The organism is Mucilaginibacter sp. GW821-FHT07H05, assembly GCF_059418485.1.
In genome coordinates, this window is record NZ_JBWKPY010000008.1 from 25,989 (window position 1) to 48,193 (window position 22,205).

Sequence of the window (22,205 nt, forward strand, 5' to 3'; positions counted from 1 at the left end):
ACCTTTGGGGTCAATAAAAAGTAAGCAGATATAAAAGCAAACAGCCCCTGATCTATCGATCCGGGGCTGTTTGCTAACGCTTGTATTGTTAAAACTTATAAGCTACAGTAGTGCTGAACATACGCGGAGGTATAGGGTTTACGCTATAATTCTCGTGAACGGTATAGTTAAGTTCGTCGGTGATGTTTGATAGTTTGGCCAGCAATGATACCTTTTTGTAGGTATAACCTGCCGAAAGATCGACGGTGGTGTAAGCAGCAACATTAACCGGGATACCACGTGAAGCAGCCGGTGGTTTAAGGGTGTTGAAGCCCATATTGCGCCTGCCGGTATAATAGGCAGATGCACCCAATTTTAAGCCCTTTACCGTTCCATTGGAGAAGGTGTAGAAGATGGTACCGTTAGCCGTATGCGGCGTAGTGCCGATGATGCGTTCGCCTTCGGTAATACCAGCAGTGTAAGTAGTGGTGGTGGTACCGTTAGCATTAGTAACCGTTGTAGCAACAACCGGCGCTGTTTTGGTATAGCGGAAGTAGTTATAGCTATAACCAGCCAGGAAGTATAATCCTTTTGAAATTTTGCCCGTAACGTCAATTTCCAATCCATCACTTTTTGTAGCGCCGCTAAACTCCCTGTAAAGGGTTGATACGGAAGGGGGTGGGCCTGGCAAAACTACGTTTTGTGCAAACCTGTTGTTGTCTATTCTGTAAGCTGTAACGTTCACCGTTAGTTTACCATCCAGGAAATCATTTTTAACACCGGCTTCGTATTGTTTAATAATAGATGGGCCCATCGGGTTATTATTAATGTCGATACCTGTGTTAGATGTAAAATTGTTGGCGAAACTTACATAAACCGATGTGGTTTTCAACGGCTGATAGATCAAAGCGAATTTAGGCGAAAAAGCCTTGTCTATTTTAAAGCCATCTATCCCGGTGTTAGCCAGTGTGGTTACGCCTGTATCCTGGTTATAAGCGCTTGATTTTGGCGTCCGTTGGTAAGTATAACGGATCCCCGCCAATACTTTAAATTGTTCGGTTAATGATATCAGGTCCTGTACAAAGCCACCCATGCGGTATATTGGCGCTGTAGTGGTTTGGTAAACACGGGTATAAGGGATATCTAAACTTGTAGCATAGGTTGATGGGTCGAGCAGGTTTACCGGCGCGGCATTCATCGCCGTGGGCGAATTAACCGCATCCCCATATTTAAAGGCATTGGTCCTGGTGCGCGATTCATCTGCATCCCCACCAATCAGTAAGGTATGTTTGATGGATCCGGTCATCACGCTGCCGGTCAGCGTGATCTGCTGGTTGTAAGTATATTCCTGAATTTTTGACCGGGTAAGGGCACGTACTGCAAGCGGGGTTGCAGTGGTTTGCTGGGGGCGCTCGGCACCGAAATAATTGCGCGAGTATGATTGGAAAGCGCCAACCACATTCAGTTTCCAATTGTCATTAAAACGGTGGGTTAAGTTGGCCTGGGCGCTGCCGGTATTGGTATTGTTATAAGCCCATGATGTATTAACAAAAGCGTTACGGCCAATGTCGGGGATCTTCCCGTCTACCGTACCTAAACCAAAATCGGGGGTATAGTTGCTTTTCAGGTAATCGCCCTGAACGATCAACTCTGTTTTTTTAGAGATATTGAATAAGAAAGACGGGTTCACATAAAAACGATCAGACTTTACCACATCGCGGAAACTTTTGGCGTTCTCTTTTGTCGCGATAACACGGAAGGCGATATCTTTAGCGATAGGGCCGTAAAGATCGATAGTTGGCTTGTATTGCGAATAGCTGCCAACACGCATGCTTACCTCGCCGCCGTAGTTAAATTTTGGCTTTTTGGTGATCATGTTTACCACCGCGCCGCCACTAACACCGCCATAAAGCAATGCGGCGCTGCCTTTTAACACCTCAACCGACTCTAATGTGCTGGCCTCCGGCGATCCGCCGATGGTGGTACGCGCGCCATTTTTGAGGACGTTATTGGCGCCAAGTGTATAACCACGCGCAAAGAATGATTCACCTACCGAACCGCGGTTCTCGCCCAGGGCAACACCATTTACGTTTTTTATTACATCGGCCAGACGGTTAGCTTGCTGGTCGGTAATTACTTCGCTGCTAAATGTCTGTACGGCCTGGGGCAGGTCTTTAGGCTGTATGCCGCTTTTGCCTACCGATACTGCCTTTAAATTGGCCGATCTGCTACCGGTGATGGATATTTCCGCGAGTTTATTGGCGCTTTCTGTTAGCTGGAAATCAACCTGCGTGGCTTTTCCGGATAATACCTGTACGGTTTTTTCCTGCGTTTGTAACCCTACGAAAGAAACTTTGATGGTATACTCGCCGGGTTTAATGCCCGATATCACATAATTGCCATTATCATCCGTAGTGGTGCCTTTATTGGTACCCTTTAAACCGACACTCACATATGCGGCGGATTGGCCATCGCTGGTTTTTACATGGCCACGGATATGGCCATTCTTTTCGATGTCTTCTGCCCGGGTGGTTAAAGTAAAGGACAGGAGTAAAAATAAAATTGTGTAAAGCCTTTTCATAGTCTGCTGCTATCTTTATTAAGATTAATTCTAATTAACGGCGAAAGTAAGCACACTTGGATTAAGTTCCAAATCTTATTTAGACTAATTTTAAATAACTTATTTTAACCTGTTGAATTTCAATAAAAGGCAGCCACATTAAACTAAATTGAGCGTACAACTATTTAAAGATTGATGAATAGAAAATGATAACTACAGGGTAGCAAACCGTAATAATAGCCGGTATTTATTGTATTTTAGTTGCATGCATCACGCCGTAATACAATATACCTGTTTGCTGGTTATCATCCTTTTTGTGGTTATGCTGGCCCAAAAGATCAGGATCGCCTACCCTATTTTGCTGGTACTGGTTGGTCTTCCCTTAGGTTTTGTGCCGTTTTTACGCGGCATCGAGATCGAGCCCGAATTGATTTTTGTGATCTTTTTGCCGCCCCTGCTTTACGAAGCCGCCTGGAATACATCGTGGAAGGATTTTTGGAAATGGCGCCGGGTTATCAGCAGTTTTGCCTTCCCGGTGGTTATCCTAACATCGTGCGTGGTGGCTTTTGTATCGGCCGCGTTAATTCCCGGCTTTACACTGGCTACCGGCTTTTTGTTGGGTGGCATTGTTTCACCGCCCGATGCGGTTTCGGCCAGCGCCATTTTAAAAACCATTAAGGTACCCAAACGCTTTGTCACCATTGTTGAGGGCGAAAGCCTGATGAACGATGCCTCCAGTTTGGTGGTATTCAGGTTTGCCCTGGCAGCCATACTTACCGGCTCGTTTGTTTTTGGGCAGGCTGCTACCAGTTTTGTGCTGGTAATTGTAATGGGTATTGTGATAGGCATAGCCGTAGCGCTGTTGTTTTACGCCATCCATCGCTGGCTGCCCACTACCACCAATATGGATGTAGTGCTTACCTTTATTACCCCTTACACCATGTATATGCTGGCCGAGGAGTTCCATTTTTCGGGCGTGCTGGCCGTGGTGAGCGGCGGCTTATTCCTCTCGGCCCGACGGCAGCAGTTTTTATCGCATCGCAGCCGCCTGCAGGGTGTTAACGTATGGGAAGCGGTGGCCTTTGTACTTAACGGTGTTGTATTTATCCTTATCGGACTTGAGTTCCCGGTGATCATCAAAAACCTGGGCGCCGGCGGATTAAAACCAGCCATTACCTACAGCCTTATCATTACCGCGGTACTTATTATCGGCCGTTTTTTATGCACCTACAGCGCGGTAGTTATTACCGTAGTAATGAGCAAAATTATTACCGTTGCCGATCCTCACCCGGGCTGGAAAGCCCCAACTATGCTGGGATGGGCAGGTATGCGGGGCGTAGTATCACTTGCGGCGGCATTGAGTATACCCCTTACGCTCCACTCTGGTCAACCCTTTCCCAACAGGGATATGATCTTATTCATCACCTTTACGGTGATACTGGTTACCCTGGTACTGCAGGGCTTAACCCTGCCGGCAGTAATAAGATGGGTAAACATGCCCGACCCCGACTTTACCCTTTCTATGGATCAGCAAAGGCAGCTGGTACGCAAAAAGCTGGCGCACCTGTCGCTGAAGATCCTGCACGAAAACTATAAGGAGCCGGTTAAACATAATGATATGGTAAAAGGCCTGGTACTGCGTTTTAATACCGATATGGAACTGCTGAAAGATTGGGAGAAAGATGGTAACGTTGCCCGCGCCGAAGCGTTTTATAAAGATTACCGCAAAATTATGGCCCACCTGTTAAAAGAGCAGCGCGCCCTGCTGCTCACTCTCAATAAAAAAGAGAACATCAGCGATGAACTGGTAAAACAACAATTTGAATTACTTGACCTGGAAGAAGAAAAACTGCGGCAGCATTTTGAGGCAACTAATTAGCTAATGAGATGGTAATTTTATAATCAGTTGGCTTTTATCCAATCAATAGCAAACTGATTTACCTCATCACTTCTATCAGTTTTAATTTCTTTCCCATCTTTCATATTTGTTTCCTGAAAGCCATGATTACTATTAGGATAAACCTTGTAGGTCAAATTCGCTTTTCCTTTTCTTAAAAATTCAAGTTTGACATAATCCATATCTATAATTGTTTGGTTGTTATCTTTGCCTCCGGCAATATAGAGTATGGGAATTTTAAGCTTTAGCATGTTTTCCAAAGGCGTAGTTTGCGAAAAACTGCTCCACTTTAAAAAGGTTGCACCAAACCATTTCCTGTCGGTAGCCAAAGGATTGGCATATATTTTAGCGTATTCGTTATATAAAGAATCTACAATTTTTTGACCTTGTTCGGCAGTAATATTATTCCTATCCACATCAAGGCGCGTATTGATCATAAAATCATAGAGTTGATTAAGCCCGTTACCAACAAAGCAAACTACATGAGTAACCTTTTTATTAAGTACAGCCACACTTGGGGCTACCTGCGATCCTTCCGAGTATCCCATTACAATGACATGCTTTAAGTCGACCGGAATTCGCTTAACCAGATAATCAATAGCTTTTGAAGCGGCTCCTGCCCGCCATTGCAAACTATAAGATCGCTCATATATTTCGTTGGATGGATAATAGGCTTTACCTGAGTTGTATTTAAGGCTGTCGCTGAAAGGTATACCGGGCTTGCTAATTAAAACGATGGTATATTCCTTTGCGTATCTGGCAATGTCAAATGCCACGGATGTGTTGTAGTTTCCATTACTTTTGCGATAGAATAACGGATAATTCCCCGAGCCATCAATATATACAAGCAAGGGCTTTTTCTCTTTGATATTAGTTTTGCTTACATGGATAACGACAGTTCCTAAATGCTTGTCAACAAGTGTATCGTGTTCAAAAAAATTATCCCATGGGCTTTGTGCAGAAGCCCCGAAGCTCATGAACAGGAGCACCAATATGAGGGGGATTTTAACAGATTTGTAAAATGATTTATAACCCATAATCAGATTTTTTCTTAATGGATAAGACGTCTCCAATTTACAAATGTGACAATAAAAATTCTCCAATAAGTTTAAGATCGTGATTTGAAAAATCCACAAATACCGTGTTTTCACGGGTTGATATTCTAATCAAAAATCATGATTTTAGCAATCGGTGCCGCTGATAAAAAAACGCCGGTATCCGAATAAATTTAAACCCTTTTTCACACAAAAAAGCAATCACATCTAATTAATGTATTCACCTACCTCAACCTGTCAAAATGAAGCAAATACCCCTATCCCTCCCGTAATCCGGCTATGGCTCAATTTATAAATATAGCACACATACGCGCGCAGTAAACCCTATCCACTTCCACCTTCACAATTATCACATGAACAAGAAATTGCTATTAGCAGTCCTGCTATCTGTTTTTCTGCTCCAGGCATTTGCCCAGCAGGACCCCACCAATTACAAAAGGGCCGATATTATCCCGCCTTCGCCAACGGCAGCGGCACTTTCCAGGTACGGCAACGTCCCGGTTACTATGTATACCGGTATGGCCAATGTCAGCATCCCTGTCTTTACCGTCCAGGGGCGCGATATCAGCCTGCCCATCAGTCTTACTTATAATTATAATGGCCTGAAACCTGCCGAACAGATCAGCTGGATAGGCCTGGGCTGGTCGTTACAGGCTGGCGGGGTTATTACGCACAGTGTGCATGGCAAAGATGATGAGTACAACACCAGTAATGCGTATGCTTATGAAAACAGCGCCGCCAAGTATACCAATGCTTACGTAACAGACGATAACACCTATTTAACGGATGTTATGAACCGTACCTATGATGCCGAGCCGGATATGTACAGCTTTAATTTTGCGGGGCATTCAGGAAAATTCGCGCGGGTTAAGAACCGTTACGTGCTATTTCCGCTTCAAAAACTGAAGATCGCTGATAACGGTATGGGGTTTAATATCACCACCGAAGATGGCACCGTATACGCCTTTACAGAATCAGAAACCACACAAACCAAATCGAGTTCTGGCACAGGGTTCATCCCTTCGTTTACCTCGGCCTGGTATTTAACCAGCGTCACCAACGCGGCCCAGACCGAAAAGATCACCTTAACGTATACCGATGAGGGCAAGCTTTCGCAGCCCGGGGCATGGAGTCAGACGCTTGTAAAAAACATAGGTATCGGGGTAGCCGGTTACGGAAGTCTAAAGCCCCTGCAGGTAACTATGCCTACCTGGGTGCAAAGCAAAAGGCTAACCAGTATACAATCAGCCAAGTACAATGTGCAGTTTAATGCTGAATCTTCAGCGCGGCAGGATGTCGCGGCATTCTCTACCAATGGCATCTATGCCTTATCCAGTATCGATATCATGGCCAATGGCGGCGGGTTTACCAAGCGTTTCCATCTTAACCATAGCTACTTCAATCCAGAGGCCCCTGCATCTCCTAGTGGTAAGTATTTGAAACTGTCATCTGTAAGTGAAATTGGCGGAAGCGCGAATGATGGCAGTCTGCCCGACTCGCTGACACATTATTTTGATTATTATGAGGAAGGCGGCTTGCCGGACAGGTTTTCTTATTCCAACGGGGTAGATCATTATAATTATTATAACGGTGGAGGCGGTTCAACCTTAATGCCTAACACCATTTATCCGGGCGGGGCCAACCGCGAGCCCTCTTTCTTTAATGCTGTACTGGGATCCTTGAAAAAGGTAACCTACCCTACCGGCGGCAATACCGGGTTTGAATATGAGAACAACCTGATGAATACCGGCGATTATGTAAGGGAGCCAAAGGGAGCCAATCTGCAACTATATCGTGGAGATACTACCACCGTAAACGAAATGACTGATACGGTATCGTTCAATATCAATGATGCTCAGTGGGTACACATACTGTGGCAGCGCATAGGGAAGTGGACAGATAGAACAAGCCCTAACGGCGATCTTAAAGAGAATGTTAGCCCCGAATTAACTTTGTTTAACGATGAGCTTGACCCGATCTATATCGGCAAAATCCTGAACACCTCGGAAAACGGGGAACATTCCGATAGCCTGCATTTAGATGCCGGACATTATATTTTACAGATGATTTGCGACAAGAGCGAAAACCGGGTTGAGGGAGGGGCGGCTTTCTACACCAAAACAGATGTCCTTGCTACCCGTCCGGGGCCGGGTGTCAGAATTAAAACAATTACGGATAACCCGGTAACCGGGCCACCAGTTGTTAAGAAATATAAATACGAGTTTGGCGGGGGCGCGGTGCCCAATTATATGACAACGGCTTATACCGAAAGGGTACACGATGTTCCCGGGATGCCGTTTGTGACCACCGATCATTACTATTATACTTATAACTCTACCCTGACACAAAGTGAAACGCCCGGGCTGCCATATTTTTATTCGAAAGTGACGGAGGATACCGGCAGCGATACGGTCAATGTCAGCCGGTCGGTATATTACTTTGCCTGTTTGGAACAGGGGGGCAATAACCTGGGGGTTGAGCCGGCCGAGGAACTACACTACAAAAAGACCAGTGGCGGCTATTCGCTGCTCAGTTCTAAATTTTATGATTACGAGACTCGTATCGATACTATCCTTTTTGGGGTTAAGCCTTACGTAACTATTTCTGAATTGGACGGACCAGGAGGTGCTGCCATCAACACGTACAGCGCGGACGTCTATACCCTTTTTTCGGAATGGAAGAACCTGGCGGGCACCACCGAGACTATTTATAATAACGATACGCTGACTACTAAAACCCGTAACCAGTATAGCCTGGCTACCCATAACCTGGCATTGGTGCAGCAGACCGGTTCGGACGGGCGGACGACCACGCAAAAGTTGAAATACCCGGAAGATTATACACCGGGCATTACCGGTAACCTGGTAGCGGCCAATGTGGTGGGCCCTGTCATTGAGAAGCAGATCTGGCAGAAGCGGTCGGCTACGGATTCTATCCTGATTGGCGGTACGGTAACCAAGTATGATTCGCTGATGTATAAGCCGGTAAAAATTTACGCCCTGGAAAGCACGGCCGGGCTAAGCGCGGCTAACAGCGAGACGAAGACCAGCGGCAAGTATAATACGCTGCTCAGCGATAATAACTACAAACAGCGGGTAACCTATTATTACGATACCGACGCCAAAATTACCGCGCAGCAGCTCACCGGCGGCATTACGGTAGCCTACCAATATGGCTATCCCGCCGCCAGCGGTTTGGATGCCGGCGAGAATAATTATCCCATTGCCGAATGCAGGAACGCGGCCGTCACCGAGTTTTACACGCAGAATTTTGAAGATAATACCTCGTTTACCAGTGGCGCGGCGCATACGGGTAAGCGGTATTACAGCGGATCGTCCTATACCGTCAGCTGGACACGGCCCAACAGCCGGGCCTATGTGATTAGTTATTGGTATAAAAGCGGCACATCGTGGCAATACTCGGGCGAGGTAGCCTATACCGGCAGCTCGTACGCCTTAAGCGGGGGCACGGCCTACGATGATATCCGCATTTACCCGGTCGACGCGCAGCTGAGCACCTATACTTATTTGCCGGGTATTGGCGTAAGCAGTACCATCGACGCCAAAGGCATCACCTCCTATTACGAGTACGACCTGCAAAACCGCCTGGCCTGTATTAAAGATCAGTACGGTAACATCCTTAAATATAATAACTACAATTATGCCCATTAAACCTGTCACCATGAAAAAAATATCACGCTTCCGCATGATCGCGTTGTTTGTAATATTACTGGCGGCAGGCAGCTACAGCTACGCCCAAACCACCACGCAAAACTACGTGATGACGCGGGTACCCGGTACGCCCATTAAAACAGCGGGCCGCCTGGATACCCTGACCGCCAATAAGGATTCGGTGCAAACCACCATCCAGTACCTGGACGGACTGGGACGCCCCCTGCAAACCGTGCAAATGTACGGCAGCCCCACCGGTAAGGATATCGTTCAGCCGCAGGCTTACGATCAGTTTGGCCGTGAACCGATCAAATACCAGCCTTACAGCATTGCGGCTACCACGCCCGGCATGTACCAGTCGGCCGCCCTGAGCGGTACCGGCGGCTATACCGGCAGTGCGCAGTACAGCTTTTACCAGCAAAGCAGTCCGGGTTATGCCACCACTACCGCTCCTTACGCGGTTAGCAATTTTGAACTTTCGCCCCTGCAGCGGGTACTGGAGCAGGGATCGCCGGGGACGGCCTGGCAGCCTTACAGCAACAGTATCAGCGGCAGCGGGCATACCGTTAAAATGGCTTATGTGAATAATAATACTACCGCGTTAACCGATACGGCTAATACCCGCCGGGCGGCTTTATATACCGCCGGTGTCAGCAGCAACGGGGCCCGTACATTGGCCAGGGCCGGCAGTAATACCGCTGTTTACGGGGCCAACCAATTGAGTGTAACGATCGTAAAGGATGAGAACTGGATAAGCGGCCGTGCCGGTACCAGCGAGGAGTACAAGGACAAAACCGGCCGTGTGGTATTGAAACGCACTTTCAATTATAAAAGCGGCGTGCTGGAAATGTTATCGACTTATTATGTGTACGATGATAAGGGCCAGCTGGCCTTTGTGTTGCCGCCGGGGGCTAATCCCGACGCGGCGGCCGCCATCAGCAGCGCTACGCTGAACAGCTTTTGTTACCAGTACCGTTATGATGAACGGGGGCGCCTGGTGGAGAAGAAGCTGCCGGGCAAAGGCTGGGATTTTATAATTTACAACAAGCTGGACCAGGTGGTAGCGACCCAGGACAGCATGCAGCGGGTAGCCAACCGGTGGGTCTTTACCAAGTATGATGCTTTGGGGCGGACGGTGCTGACGGGGATCTGGGATAATAGTAATACCGCTATCAGCCGGGGTGCGTTGCAAAGCAGCCTGAACAGTCAGACCGTGCTGTGGGAAACGGCTGTCAGCACCGGTAACGGTTATACTTCGGTCGCCTGGCCGGCCAGCTGGGCCGTAGCGCTGACCCTGAATTATTACGATAATTACAGCTTCCCCGGTTATTACTACGTCCCCTGGGTCGGCGGGACGATGGCGCAGCCCAAAGGGATGCTGACCGGTTCACTTGTTACTGTGCTGAACCCCGACGGAACCTATGGCGATGCTTTATGGACGGTGAACCATTACGATAATGAGGCACGGCTGGTGCAAACCACGCGGCAAACCTGCCTGGGCGGGCATAGCAACCCCACCACCATCGACATTGTGATAACGGAATATGATTTTAACGATGTGGTGACCGCCCAAAGCAAGATCCATATAGTGGGCAATGTAATAAAGCTGGTAGTTAACGATACGTATACGCATGACCATGCAGGCCGCCGTACCGACAGTTATAACCAGATTACGATATGGGGCAATGTCAGTCCGGCGCCAACGCTGCTCAGCCGTGCCGCTTATAACGAACTGGGCCAGCTATTGACCAAGGGACTGCACAGTACCAACAGCGGCAGTTCGTTTTTGCAAAGCATCGGCTATACTTATAACGAGCGGGGCTGGCTGCGGACGGCGAACAGCAGCGGTAATTTGTTCAATATGGAGCTGAAGTACAATACGGGGAGTAACCCGCAGTATAACGGCAATATCGGGCAGATGCTGTATACCGGCGTGAACAGCGGCAGCAAGACCTTCACTTATGGTTATGACAAGCTGAACCGGCTGCTCAGTGCCGGAAGCACCGGGGGCACTTTGGATGAAGCCCTGGTGTATGATGTGATGGGGAATATTACTTCCCTCACCCGTGGCGGGCAGGCTTACGGGGCTTTGAGTTATACTTACAGCGGTAACCAGTTAAGCGGGGTAAGCGGAACATCGTTTACGACCAGGAGCTATGCTTATGACGGGAACGGGAATGCCACCAGTGACGGGGGTAGTAAATCGATAGCTTATAACCTGATTAACCTGCCGCGTAAGGTCAGCAACGGCAGTACCGAGCTGGCCAATTATACCTATGATGCCGCAGGGAATAAGCTCAGTAACGTGAGCACCAGCGCCGGGGCTAATGACGGTACCTGGGAGTACGATAACGGGATTGTTTACCATAACGGGTCGGTGGCTTTTATTGCTACCGAAGAAGGAAGGGCTGTGCCGAACAGCTCGGGCGGGTATACTTACCAGTATAACCTGAAAGACCATTTGGGAAATGACCGGCTGAGCTTTTACAGTAATAACGGAACAGCTGCCGTTTTGCAGGAGGACGAGTATTATTCGTTTGGCTTAAGGCGGGGCTTGTATGATAATTCCAATAACAACCGTTACCTTTATAATGGGAAAGAGATCCAGACGGATCTGGCTAATCAGTATGATTATGGGGCCAGGTTCTATGATCCGGTGATTGGGAGGTGGACAAGTGTGGATCCGTTGGCGGAGAAAGGGAGACGGTGGAGTCCGTATAATTATACCTTTGGTGATCCGATCAGGTTTACTGATCCGGATGGGATGTGGCCGGATGGCGATTGCTGCGGTGCCCTCGTCGACATAGTAAAAGGTGCGGTACATGCTTTTTTATCTGATAATACGCCAGCGCAAATTCCTGATGCTCCATATAGTAATGGAACAGCATATAATGTGGGACAGGTACTTGGTCATACAGCAGCAATGTTCCAAGGCGCGGAAGAGATGATGGGAGGAGGTACTACTGCAGCAGGTGGTGCATTAGCTACTCCGGAAACAGGGCCAGTGGGAGCAGCGGTAGCTGTAGGTGGAGCTGCAGTAGCAGCGCATGGAGCATGGGTTGGAACAAGGGCTGTAACTAACTTACTCTCGGGCAAAGGGATGGTGTATGCTAACAGCGCTGCACCGGATGGAAAAACAAACGAACATCATTCTGATCCTAAGTTTATGGGGGGAGACCCTGATCAGAAAACAACAACGATGCCAGAAAATGAACATAAACAACTACATCAGGATTTAAATAACCACTTAGTAAATCAAACCGATGGCAATGGAAATCATATGCGGCCTCAAAGAGGAAATTCAGGAGCGAATATTCAACGAAATTTCACTAAGGCACAACGTGATAAGGCTATGGTCCAATTTTACTTAAACGAAGGAAAAAAATATTTACAAGCAGCTCAAGATTATTTTGCTCAACATCCATAATATTAAAAATAATAAAATATGATTTTAGGTTATGTTTTGTCACCACCAGATAACGGTGATTATATGTTTTATAAATTAGAAATAGATCAGTGCACCAAGTATAGCGATATATACAGCACGAATAGGATTGATCTTAATTTTAAAGTAAAAAGAAAATTTAACATTTCGGAAACGTATGATGGCTATAAGATCGTTTCAGAGAAATTCAAACTATTTTGTGAAAATGAAGGATATGAAAGTCTTGAATTTATTAATCTGTCAACCCAGGGCTTTTATTGGTTTAAGGTTAATAACATAATTAAATATGATAGTATAGCAAGAGGCACGAGTTTTATAAACTACAATGAGCAATGTGATGGTTATGAAGAAATTATTGGAGCCACACCCGCCTATTTATTAGATAAAGCCATAGTACCCGATGGGTTTTATCGCACCGATATTTGCTTTGGTAGTTTTCACAGGAAATCACCATTGTACATTGTTGGAGAAACCACGGAACAGAAGTTGCGAGAAGCCGGATTTAAAGAGATATATTTTGAGAAAATTTTAGACAAATACCCTCAGCCTGGTCAGAGTTTATAACTTCAAATAGCGCCCGCCTAACTGGTGCAAGTATGCAGCGTTGCATACTTGCGCCTTTTTGCATCTTCAACAATAGATCGAAAATCAAGTTACTTTTGGGTCACCACGCTAAAAACTCCCCCTGATAATAGTAGCTTGTACAAAAAACACAAGCAGCGACAGGACTTAGTGATGTTGCATTATGGCTTTACAGTATAGTTTCCGAAGGGTCAAAATTATATCCACCAAGAAACCTTGTCACAGCACGTTAATACTTTAGAACCAATATATAATGGATTATTTAAAAGAACTTTCTAGTCAATTAGGCGGCAAAATCAAACCGCAAAACCATCCAAATATAAATTTTGGAGAAAAATCATTTAGAAAAATAATAGTTAAAGATTACAAAGGCTATAAACTGAAAATAGATGAATTTGGAGCTATATTTTTAATATACATATATACCGAATCGGACTTTGCTTTTTCAATTAATAATCCAGATAAAATATTCTTTTTTGAAGAACCATTAGAAATTGAGAATTCATTATTTAAAATATATGTATCGAATGATAAAGACGCTCCCTTTCCTAAAGAGCCAGATCATTTTTGGGATCTTTTTTTTAAAATAATAAATGATATAAAATTGTCAAATAATGAAACTGTTTTTATTTACAAAAATTGTATTGCTTTAGGATTAGAGTCAAATAAGGATTTAAAAATAATTTTGGATCATATTGTCAACTTACTCATTTCTAATAGTGACGTTTTAAAAAGGGGATTTAAAGAAACACCGTTATCAAAAAATATCCCTGATAGTCTAAAAATACTTTTGCCATTAACGAAAAAATGGAGTGTCTCGGATGATGTTGAGCGAGAACAGCTAATTGAGGAAACAGACGAACTTCAAAAGAAAAAATTAATCAGTACTGTTGATCCGTTAATGAAAGAGATCAGCGATTTTTTAGATTCATTTAAAAACCAACCTCTTCCTGAAGAAGCGATATTAATAGGAAATTTAGCTGAATTAGTTAGTGAATTAAAAATAGCTAATACTTAGCTTAATGGCTCATAGCACCCCGCTCCCGCAAGTCTGTGACTTGTGGTAAGCCTAAGGCAAGTTTTTAACTTGTATAAAAAACAAAGGGCTACCCCTGACTGGCGCAAGTATCCAGCGTTGACAACAGCGTAGTGTACTTGTGCCTTGCATCTTCAGCGAGAGATCGAAAGTGTTCGGCCACGATTATCCTGAGCAAAAAAGGTCGTTTTTAGGGTTAACACGTTGAAATTATAAATAATTGATTATAAATCAGTTATAAAAAATTACGCTTGAATTGTGTTAAGTTGTGTTAACCCTATTTTGGGCTTCCTGCGCAGCTTCTCCGCGTTAGGGATAGGAGCGGATACCGGCCCTGTGGCTAAGGCCTTGTGCAGTATGAGCGGATAGCCCGGGCCGGAGGCAACGCCATCAATACGACGATAAAGGACGTATCGCCCAAACCAGTAAGCAGCATTACCTGGGCGGGCACGGCAGTTACAGCACCGGTAATTATGATGTGAGTATCCCTACTTATGATTTTAATGACCAGGTGACCTCCGACCGCCGGACGCATGCAGTCAATAACGTGATTACTCTGGTGACTGAAAACGCCTACGTTTACGACCATGCCGGCCGCAGGACCAAAAACCTGGAGGCGATAAAAGCGGGCAGTACCCAGCTCCCTACGGTGATGATCAGCAGAAGTGATTATAATCAGCTCGGCCAGCTGTACTACAAGCGCCTGCACAGCACCGATTGGGGCGGTACGTTTTTGCAGTCGGTGGATTATGCCTATAACGAGCGGGGCTGGCTGACTACGGCTAACAGCAGCGGGAATTTGTTTAATATGGAGCTGAAGTACAATACGGGGAGTAACCCGCAGTATAACGGCAATATCGGGCAGATGCTGTATACCGGTTTGAACAGCGGCAGTAAGACTTTTACCTATGGTTACGATAAGCTGAACCGGCTGACCGGGGCGGCTTCCACCGGGGGGACTTTGGATGAATCCCTGGTGTATGATGTGATGGGGAATATCAGTTCGCTGACACGCGGCGGGCAGGCTTACGGGGCTTTGAGTTATACTTACAGCGGGAATCAGTTAAGCGGGGTAAGCGGGACTTCCTTTACGACCAGGAGCTACGCTTATGACGGGAACGGGAATGCCACCAGCGACGGGGGTAGTAAAAGCATCGATTACAATATCCTGAACCTGCCGCGTAAGGTCAGCAACGGCAGTACCGAACTGGCTAATTATACTTATGATGCCGCGGGGAATAAGTTAAGCAACGTGAGCACCAGCGCCGGGGCTAATGACGGTACCTGGGACAGTTACTTCTCGGTTTTCATTATCTAATAATGAAGTTTTCTATTTAGGTACTGTAGATTCATCGTGGTGTAAAAAATTAATGTTAGGAGTTTATGATTATTATCATGTAGATGAAATCACGGCTTACCAAATTATTCCTGTAGAAAGAACATTGGATACACCACTGATGTCAGATGCAGTCAATCCAGACGACCCTATTTGGAAATGGCTTTATATGGATTGGAATATTGATGCGCCTAAAAATTCTTATGTAATAACTGATCTTAATGCTCTAAAAGGCAAAACAATAACCGAAGTTGCTAAATGGGAAGACCATGTATGGGAAATATTTTCAGGGCCGGGGCCTGATGTAGAAAAAGAGGATATCAGGATAGTACCATTAGGAACAATCTTAGGAATTGACGCTACATTAAAACCAATTGTAAATTTGCTTGTCGGTCAAGGTTTGTGGCGAGACAATATAGATTCAAGCTGGCAAGATTGGTAACCTCTTAACTGGCGCGAGTATGCAGCGTTTACAACATAGTTATATACTCGTGCCTTTAACGCAAATGGCTTGGATTGACGAACAAAAATTATTGTGTGAACACTATGGTGCCTCTTATGTTGAGTCACCTGCGATGTTTAAAATAGGCATATCTAAAAATGTTAAGGACGGAATATATCCTATAAATGGATTGCGCCATCCACTTGAGGGTGATACAACAGGTTGGTACATTTGGGTGGGTGACTATTCTGAAGACCCCGATTTCTTTGTGCCTCTTCACGTAATGCATTTAAGTGAGTGGTGTCCTGATGCTATTAAATTCTTAGGACTACCACCTGGGTGGAGGTTTTTAGTTGCTCCTAACTATGAGGATGTTTGGGATGATCCATCACTTCTTAATATATGATTAACCCTTCCCCTAACTGGCGCGAGTATGCAGCGTTGACAACAGTGTTGCGTACTCGTGCCTTGCATCTTCAGTGAGAGATCGAAAGTGTTCGGCCACGATTATCCAGGGCAAAAAAAGGTCGTTTTTAGGGTTAACACGTTGAAATTATAAATAATTGATTATAAATCAGTTATAAAAAATTACGCTTGAATTGTGTTAAGTTGTGTTAACCCTGTTTGGGCTTCCTGCGCAGCTTCTCCGCGTTAGGGATAGGAGCGGATACCGGCCCTGTGGCTAAGGCCCTGTGCAGTATGAGCGGATAGCCCGGCCGCAGGCAACGCCCTAAACAAGAAACGCCACCCCTACCCAGGACAGCATGCAGCGGGTAGCCAACCGGTGGGTCTTTACCAAGTATGATGCTTTGGGGCGGACGGTGCTGACCGGCATTTGGGATAATAGCAATACGGCCATCAGCCGGAGTGCGTTGCAAAGCAGCCTGAACAGTCAGACGGTGTTGGGGGAAACGGCCATTAGTACCGGTAACGGTTATACTAACAATGCCTGGCCGGCTGGCACGGTTCGCCTTGGAGTTGGTTATTATGTTAGTTAGCTGGCGCTGAACCGGATGTGCGCGAGGTAAGCACGGTTGGTGTGCCTACCTTCAGGTTATCCTGCTGCTGCGCCAGGCTTTGCAAAGGGAACCAGAGGAAAAATATGCTGTAAGCCTTATTGATTTTTAGTTTAAGCCTTGGAAATATTAACGGTTTGCGGCACTTTTCTACTTGTTGTCTTTCGAACCGAATTGCGTAAAAATTGGCAACAGAGTTGTAATACCAGCGGTTAAAACAGCTAAGTATTTTAATAAGTTGCTATAGGATTCTCGTTCCGAAGCGAATAAAAAGACCATTACGGCCAGAATTAATATTAAAATTGGTGTTTTGAGTTTACCCCAGTTTCCATTGTCTTTTATTTGCTTTTGTATATCCAGCGCTTCCGATCGCCCGATGGCGGTCAATATAAAATCGCGGAAGCCCTGGTTAAACAATTTCAGTATCCCATCCTCCTTTACAAGAAGGCCTTTGCTAATCAGCAAAACAATGTTGTAATCGTCAAAGGGGTTCACCAGGCCATCTTCGGCGAGGTCATAAAGTATAAATTTTTCCTCTTTGGTTAACGATTGCCAAACATACATGTAATAGTAATGGGCGGTAATACCTAATTTAAGTGATATGGAATCGGAACCGATATGAGCGTTATTTAATTTATCCGCAATCGATAATATGGGTGCCTGCATGTCATTTAATAGCCTGCCGGTGCTTGTTTCATATCTCACAGTTGCCTGCCAGCCTCCATCGCCAGTTTCAGGTGTTTTATTAACCAGCTTTTTAATAACGATCCTGAAACGCCCTAAAAGTACATGCCATCGCTCCAGGTCATGCTCGGGCGATCCGGTTGTACCGGCCACCGGCGGTGTGGTGTCACGATTAAGTGAATCTAAAAAATTGATGGGGTGTACTGTTGATACAATAATCAGCTTGCAATGCCCTTTTTGAAGCAGGTCTTCTAAAAAAGCAAGTTTAGTACGGTTCGAGTCGGCATTCTTGATATCATATTCAAACTGGTTAACCACCACTAATTTATACTTAGTTTTCAAGGCCTCATTCCTCAATGTATCCCAATCAGTTGAATTAACCGGCAAGCCAGGTGTGCTGGGGTTGTTTGGAATATTGGTCATATCGGCCACAAAATAGTTAATGTCCTTCGGGCAGTTTTGATCGTGTTTAAGTGCCATCCCATCCTGGTCTTTAATCACATTTGCTTGTATAAGATTTATCACACTACCCATTTTTCCTGACCCCGGCGGGCCAATTAAAAACACCAGGTTATTTAGCGAATTATTTTCCAATAACAACTCGTCGATATAATTCCAACCCGAATCCAGGGGTAAATTCAACCCGAACAGACGTTTTAAAACGTTATGAAAGGTGAGCCAAAAGCAAAACAAGACGCTAAGGAATATGGCCCAGAAAATAACGGCGTTTTGTATGGGTTCGCCCTGGCCTTTTTTCCATGGCATTCCGTAACGCAGGAATATAGATTGCAACCTTAAATACTGATTATTGGGTAAGCGGAAAAAACTTACCCCAGCACCGCTTTTTAATATATTGCTAAAATGCGCCAAGGTATCGGTTGTATTGTTGGTAAGTGCGGCAAGCCCGGGCACCATTGCATCTTGATCCGCAAAAAGCTGGCTGATTAAGCTTACGGTGCGAGACTCTTCCCCAGTAGATTTAAATTGGGTTATTAAAGAATCGGCATGATTTAATTTGCCGATAATATTATACCTGTTTAACCATACGCCATCATTATAAATTTTAACATTTGCTAATCTTGCATTATCTACCACGCCCCGCGCGGCCAAAGCCGAAACAAAACTGGTATGCCTGTAGCGGATAGTTAATTGCAGATCGTAATTTGCTATTGTAATAAAAAACATAGCAACTGGCAGGCCACTGGTGATGATGAGCCGCGAGAAGGTCATTAACGAATAACTTTTACTGAGGTCGTCAATTGTTAACCAATTAGGCCAGCTAATTTTTTGGTGAGTTAAGCTGGCTATCCAAATAAGCCAAAGTACTATTATGGATATAACCTCAAACACCGGCATCCGCCAGCCAGGTGCCACCATAAAGCCCCAAAAATTGATTAAAATTAATATGGTTACGAGCGTATAAATGGCCCTGATTTTTAATTTGTAGCGCGCATCTCCGTCCTCACGATACCTTTGCGCATAAAGGGCATTTTGAAAAAGATAGGATAACGTAGCGGCAATAAGGAAGATAAAAAGAAACTCCCAAAAGCCAGGTGAGGCCAGCCAGCACAATAATAGCAGGATGATGAGGGCGATATGGCCGGCAAAAGTGATACTGTATGCTTTACCAAATCTGTTGTTTGGCCCCAGCCACGAAATATCAAAATAATGTTTTTTGTAATAGGCTGATCGGGCGGAAAAAGCAAAAAGCGCAACTAACTCCAACCCAAGGATCAGGAACATGAAGAACAGCATCGAAAAACTGAAGATACAGCTATTAAACTCTGTGATACTGGTAAACGCCTTATCGGACAGGATAACCATGCTAAAGGGAAGGTTTTCAATTGGCGAAACAAAAGCGTCAACCTCTTTGCCCGAATACTTGGTGGTAATGGATTTAGTTTTGTGGGCGAGCATGTTATCTGCCAAAACTTCGCTTTCTGAAAATTCGGCTAAAAGATTTTCATTAAGTTGCTTGGCCGGGTCCGAGTGGTATAGCACCCGCCCGTCTTGGGTAATGATACAGTATTGGTAACCTTGTGTTAGCAAAGGGTGATCAAGGCTTTGGAGCTTAAACGACATGGAGGTATAACCGCCGCTTTTGTGCGGTATGCACATTACGGTAGTAAAACTGTTGGTAGTGCGCGATATGACGGGTTCTAAATAATACTTTTTGCTGGTATCCCCTCCTATATAGAAAGGCTTTTTATCTTTTAAGTTTTTAAAGTAATCCCTACCTGAATAATCTCCCAGAGGTGTAACTGAAGATGCAGGCGACCAGTTTCGCAACTCGCGACCATTAGAATCGAGAACATTAATTTGATTAACAACAATATGCTTTGTTAAAATGGTAAGTCTTTTGCGGATATCAGCATCAAACGCCGGGGGGATATCATAAAGTTGGTTTTTTTTGTCCACCTCTTTTCTGCTTAAGATGGTATCCATCTGCTGTAACCTGGTATAGGTTGAATCAATCTCATTTGTAAACTCCTTTTTTATAATTCCCGACAAATGATCTGAAGACATTTTGAACGCTTTTGAACCCGGTCGCCATGAGGCATAATAAAAAAAGAATACAAAAAACAATATAGACATAAGCAGCATGGGCGCCGCTAAGGAAAACACACCGTCGGCAGCGGTCATCCGATCTTGACTGCCCATTTGATATAACTTTATCCAGGGCAGGGCAAGCACGGCCACTATACCGAAAACTATTAAAAAGATGACAGCCTCCTCGGGCAGTTTGTTTTTTTCATAACTATACCGGCTTTGGGCAAGCAAACCTGTTATAACAACCTTTTCGCCGGCTTTAAGATTAGTGTGCTGCGAAAATATTTTATAATCTACCCCGCTTAAAAAAATGTTTTTTGGTGCCCTGTTAATAGTAAGCGAATCGCTTTTGATGTCGAAAATGCCGCTTGCAAAAGTTTGAAATACAACTTTATCTCCCTTTAAAATGATGTAATTGTCAAAAACGTCATCCTGAAGCAATGGCTTTATAAATTTTTTAAAAGTGTACTTCACCTCCATCACAATCAATTTTGAACGAAGCTGGATAGCGATATGGTTTTCATTGATACTCACGACGGTGTCCATTTTGTTGCCCGTCGCGAGAGGATTTGTGATAGATTTCTTTGCGGTATCCGGCTTGGCTGACTTAACGCCACCCGTTACCTGTGCGGCAGCCTTAATCACATCCTGTTTGTATGAACTTAACTTAAACTCATTCTCCGGGAAGCTGTTTATGTAAGCAATTATTTTGCCCCGCTTTTCTTCATCAGCCGTCCGCATGTAACCCAGTATCAGCGTATTTAACAGCGCTAAAGAATTATCTATCTTTTCCTTAGCATTATTGTCAATGTTTTGCAGACATCGGAATTGCTTTCTTTCCAACTCGCTTTGGTTATTGGGTATATACCAAAAAAAATAAGCGGCACCAATTAACGATAATATGATCACCGTGGTGAAGATTAAACTTGTTTTAGGGCTGAAGGAAAAGAAATTTTTACGCACGATGATAATGGTTTACAAAAAAGAAGTAAAATAACTGGGAAACCGGGGCGCTATGATGACGACGACCCCATTTTTTTTAGAACTGCACGTTTAAAGATAATTGCCCGAACCGCTGGGGTTTTAAACCCTGTAATGGATTTGAGCCATTATTGAATTTCAGGCCCATAGATACTTGGGTGTCCTTAACATCAATAAAGTAAAAATTCGCTCCCGCTTTAAACATGAAAGTACCATCCTCGCCGCTGCCGGTGCTGTTTACGGCGGCATAACGGCCCGTGTAACCTGCGTCAATCGAAATAATTTTAGCAGTTGTTCTAAGGTTACCCGGATCTCCTTTTTTGTGGAAGGCAAAAGCTATTGATAAATTTCCGACACCACGCAAGATATTGCCCGTTAACAGGCCCGATTTTGTTTGAATAACATCTTGGTATTCAAATCCAAAAACAGGTGTAAAGAAATAAGAAAATCTATTTCCATCATCAAAATAACCCGGCGCGTTAACCCGAAAGCCATAGATATTCAAACAGCTCCAGTTACCGATCACAGCTGCTGAATGCGATTGATTCTGCCAATCGCGCACATATTTTATACTGCCCGTTAGCAAGGTATTAAACCCAACGGCATTTTGCTGCCAGCTACCCGTATAACCCAGGGCGAAGTTCTGCTGTTCTTTGTCTATCAAGTTATTCTTATGAAATTCGACGACAATTTTATTGGTATAATTAACTTCCTTTTTTTCAAATTGGTAGGCAAGACTGGCATCGACCAACCAGCTTTTTGCTTTCCCATCCGGGAATGTGAACATTAATAAGGCCGGAGCAGGCTTTTTGCCGCTTTCATCAAAGGTATTACGCAATTGCAAATGAGGTATTAAAGGACTGGGTATGCTCACTTTGCCCGCGTCTTTTGCTGTTTCAGGTTTAGGTGCCTGCGCAATGGCCGTGCCTGTTACTGTAGCAAACAGGGCCGCTAAAAAAAGTCTCTTCATT

General features: G+C 44.9%; 14 protein-coding genes. 10 read left to right on the forward strand and 4 right to left on the reverse strand.

The window, feature by feature from the left end; genetic code table 11:
* Nucleotides 1-88 precede the first annotated feature (88 nt).
* Nucleotides 89-2,560 (reverse strand): TonB-dependent siderophore receptor, encoded by a 2,472-nt coding sequence (locus AC07M6_RS20325; protein ID WP_494892630.1) that lies wholly within the window; start codon nt 2,558-2,560, stop codon nt 89-91.
* A gap of 244 nt (nt 2,561-2,804) precedes the next feature.
* Between AC07M6_RS20325 and AC07M6_RS20330 the strand changes: the two genes are divergently transcribed.
* Entirely contained in the window at nt 2,805-4,418 is a 1,614-nt protein-coding gene (locus AC07M6_RS20330; protein ID WP_494892632.1) for a Na+/H+ antiporter, read from the forward strand.
* A gap of 23 nt (nt 4,419-4,441) precedes the next feature.
* Here the strand turns inward: AC07M6_RS20330 and AC07M6_RS20335 are convergent, their stop codons facing one another.
* A complete protein-coding gene (locus AC07M6_RS20335; RefSeq protein ID WP_494892634.1) occupies nt 4,442-5,473 on the reverse strand; it encodes an alpha/beta hydrolase family protein in 1,032 nt (343 codons plus the stop codon).
* Between the two features lie 371 nt (nt 5,474-5,844).
* On the opposite strand from AC07M6_RS20335, the gene AC07M6_RS20340 reads away from it, so the two are divergent.
* The 9 genes from AC07M6_RS20340 (at nt 5,845) to AC07M6_RS20380 (ending at nt 17,001) form a co-directional block, all read left to right on the forward strand.
* Nucleotides 5,845-9,162, forward strand: a complete 3,318-nt coding sequence (locus AC07M6_RS20340) for a hypothetical protein (RefSeq protein ID WP_494892636.1) — start codon at nt 5,845-5,847, stop codon at nt 9,160-9,162.
* A 10-nt stretch (nt 9,163-9,172) separates the two neighbouring features.
* Complete coding sequence (locus AC07M6_RS20345) at nt 9,173-12,589, forward strand: DUF6443 domain-containing protein (RefSeq protein ID WP_494892638.1); 3,417 nt, start codon at nt 9,173-9,175, stop codon at nt 12,587-12,589.
* Nucleotides 12,590-12,607: 18 nt separating this feature from the next.
* Entirely contained in the window at nt 12,608-13,171 is a 564-nt protein-coding gene (locus tag AC07M6_RS20350; RefSeq protein WP_494892639.1) for a hypothetical protein, read from the forward strand.
* Nucleotides 13,172-13,442: 271 nt separating this feature from the next.
* Entirely contained in the window at nt 13,443-14,207 is a 765-nt protein-coding gene (locus tag AC07M6_RS20355; RefSeq protein WP_494892640.1) for a hypothetical protein, read from the forward strand.
* A gap of 368 nt (nt 14,208-14,575) precedes the next feature.
* On the forward strand, nt 14,576-14,707 hold the full coding sequence (locus tag AC07M6_RS20360) for a hypothetical protein (RefSeq protein ID WP_494892641.1): 132 nt from the start codon (nt 14,576-14,578) through the stop codon (nt 14,705-14,707).
* Entirely contained in the window at nt 14,704-15,543 is an 840-nt protein-coding gene (locus tag AC07M6_RS20365) for an SLAP domain-containing protein (protein ID WP_494892643.1), read from the forward strand. Before AC07M6_RS20360 ends, AC07M6_RS20365 begins: the two co-directional genes overlap by 4 nt.
* A gap of 52 nt (nt 15,544-15,595) precedes the next feature.
* Entirely contained in the window at nt 15,596-16,003 is a 408-nt protein-coding gene (locus AC07M6_RS20370; RefSeq protein WP_494892644.1) for a hypothetical protein, read from the forward strand.
* Between the two features lie 19 nt (nt 16,004-16,022).
* Complete coding sequence (locus AC07M6_RS20375; RefSeq protein WP_494892646.1) at nt 16,023-16,409, forward strand: immunity protein Imm33 domain-containing protein; 387 nt, start codon at nt 16,023-16,025, stop codon at nt 16,407-16,409.
* A 358-nt stretch (nt 16,410-16,767) separates the two neighbouring features.
* Complete coding sequence (locus AC07M6_RS20380) at nt 16,768-17,001, forward strand: hypothetical protein (RefSeq protein ID WP_494892648.1); 234 nt, start codon at nt 16,768-16,770, stop codon at nt 16,999-17,001.
* Between the two features lie 168 nt (nt 17,002-17,169).
* Here the strand turns inward: AC07M6_RS20380 and AC07M6_RS20385 are convergent, their stop codons facing one another.
* Together AC07M6_RS20385 and AC07M6_RS20390 are read right to left on the reverse strand one after the other, a co-directional pair.
* A complete protein-coding gene (locus tag AC07M6_RS20385) occupies nt 17,170-21,216 on the reverse strand; it encodes a cache domain-containing protein (RefSeq protein WP_494892650.1) in 4,047 nt (1,348 codons plus the stop codon).
* 76 nt (nt 21,217-21,292) lie between these two features.
* The gene (locus AC07M6_RS20390; RefSeq protein ID WP_494892652.1) at nt 21,293-22,204 is read right to left on the reverse strand and encodes a hypothetical protein; all 912 of its coding nucleotides are present in this window, start codon (nt 22,202-22,204) and stop codon (nt 21,293-21,295) included.
* Nucleotide 22,205: the final 1 nt, after the last annotated feature.

Bases quoted from the DNA above. Each gene is read 5' to 3' on its own strand.
- AC07M6_RS20325 (WP_494892630.1), bottom strand. From the start codon at position 2,560: ATGAAAAGGCTTTACACAATTTTATTTTTACTCCTGTCCTTTACTTTA.
- AC07M6_RS20330 (WP_494892632.1), top strand. From the start codon at position 2,805: ATGCATCACGCCGTAATACAATATACCTGTTTGCTGGTTATCATCCTT.
- AC07M6_RS20335 (WP_494892634.1), bottom strand. From the start codon at position 5,473: ATGGGTTATAAATCATTTTACAAATCTGTTAAAATCCCCCTCATATTG.
- AC07M6_RS20340 (WP_494892636.1), top strand. From the start codon at position 5,845: ATGAACAAGAAATTGCTATTAGCAGTCCTGCTATCTGTTTTTCTGCTC.
- AC07M6_RS20345 (WP_494892638.1), top strand. From the start codon at position 9,173: ATGAAAAAAATATCACGCTTCCGCATGATCGCGTTGTTTGTAATATTA.
- AC07M6_RS20350 (WP_494892639.1), top strand. From the start codon at position 12,608: ATGATTTTAGGTTATGTTTTGTCACCACCAGATAACGGTGATTATATG.
- AC07M6_RS20355 (WP_494892640.1), top strand. From the start codon at position 13,443: ATGGATTATTTAAAAGAACTTTCTAGTCAATTAGGCGGCAAAATCAAA.
- AC07M6_RS20370 (WP_494892644.1), top strand. From the start codon at position 15,596: ATGTTAGGAGTTTATGATTATTATCATGTAGATGAAATCACGGCTTAC.
- AC07M6_RS20375 (WP_494892646.1), top strand. From the start codon at position 16,023: ATGCAGCGTTTACAACATAGTTATATACTCGTGCCTTTAACGCAAATG.
- AC07M6_RS20380 (WP_494892648.1), top strand. From the start codon at position 16,768: ATGCAGCGGGTAGCCAACCGGTGGGTCTTTACCAAGTATGATGCTTTG.
- AC07M6_RS20390 (WP_494892652.1), bottom strand. From the start codon at position 22,204: ATGAAGAGACTTTTTTTAGCGGCCCTGTTTGCTACAGTAACAGGCACG.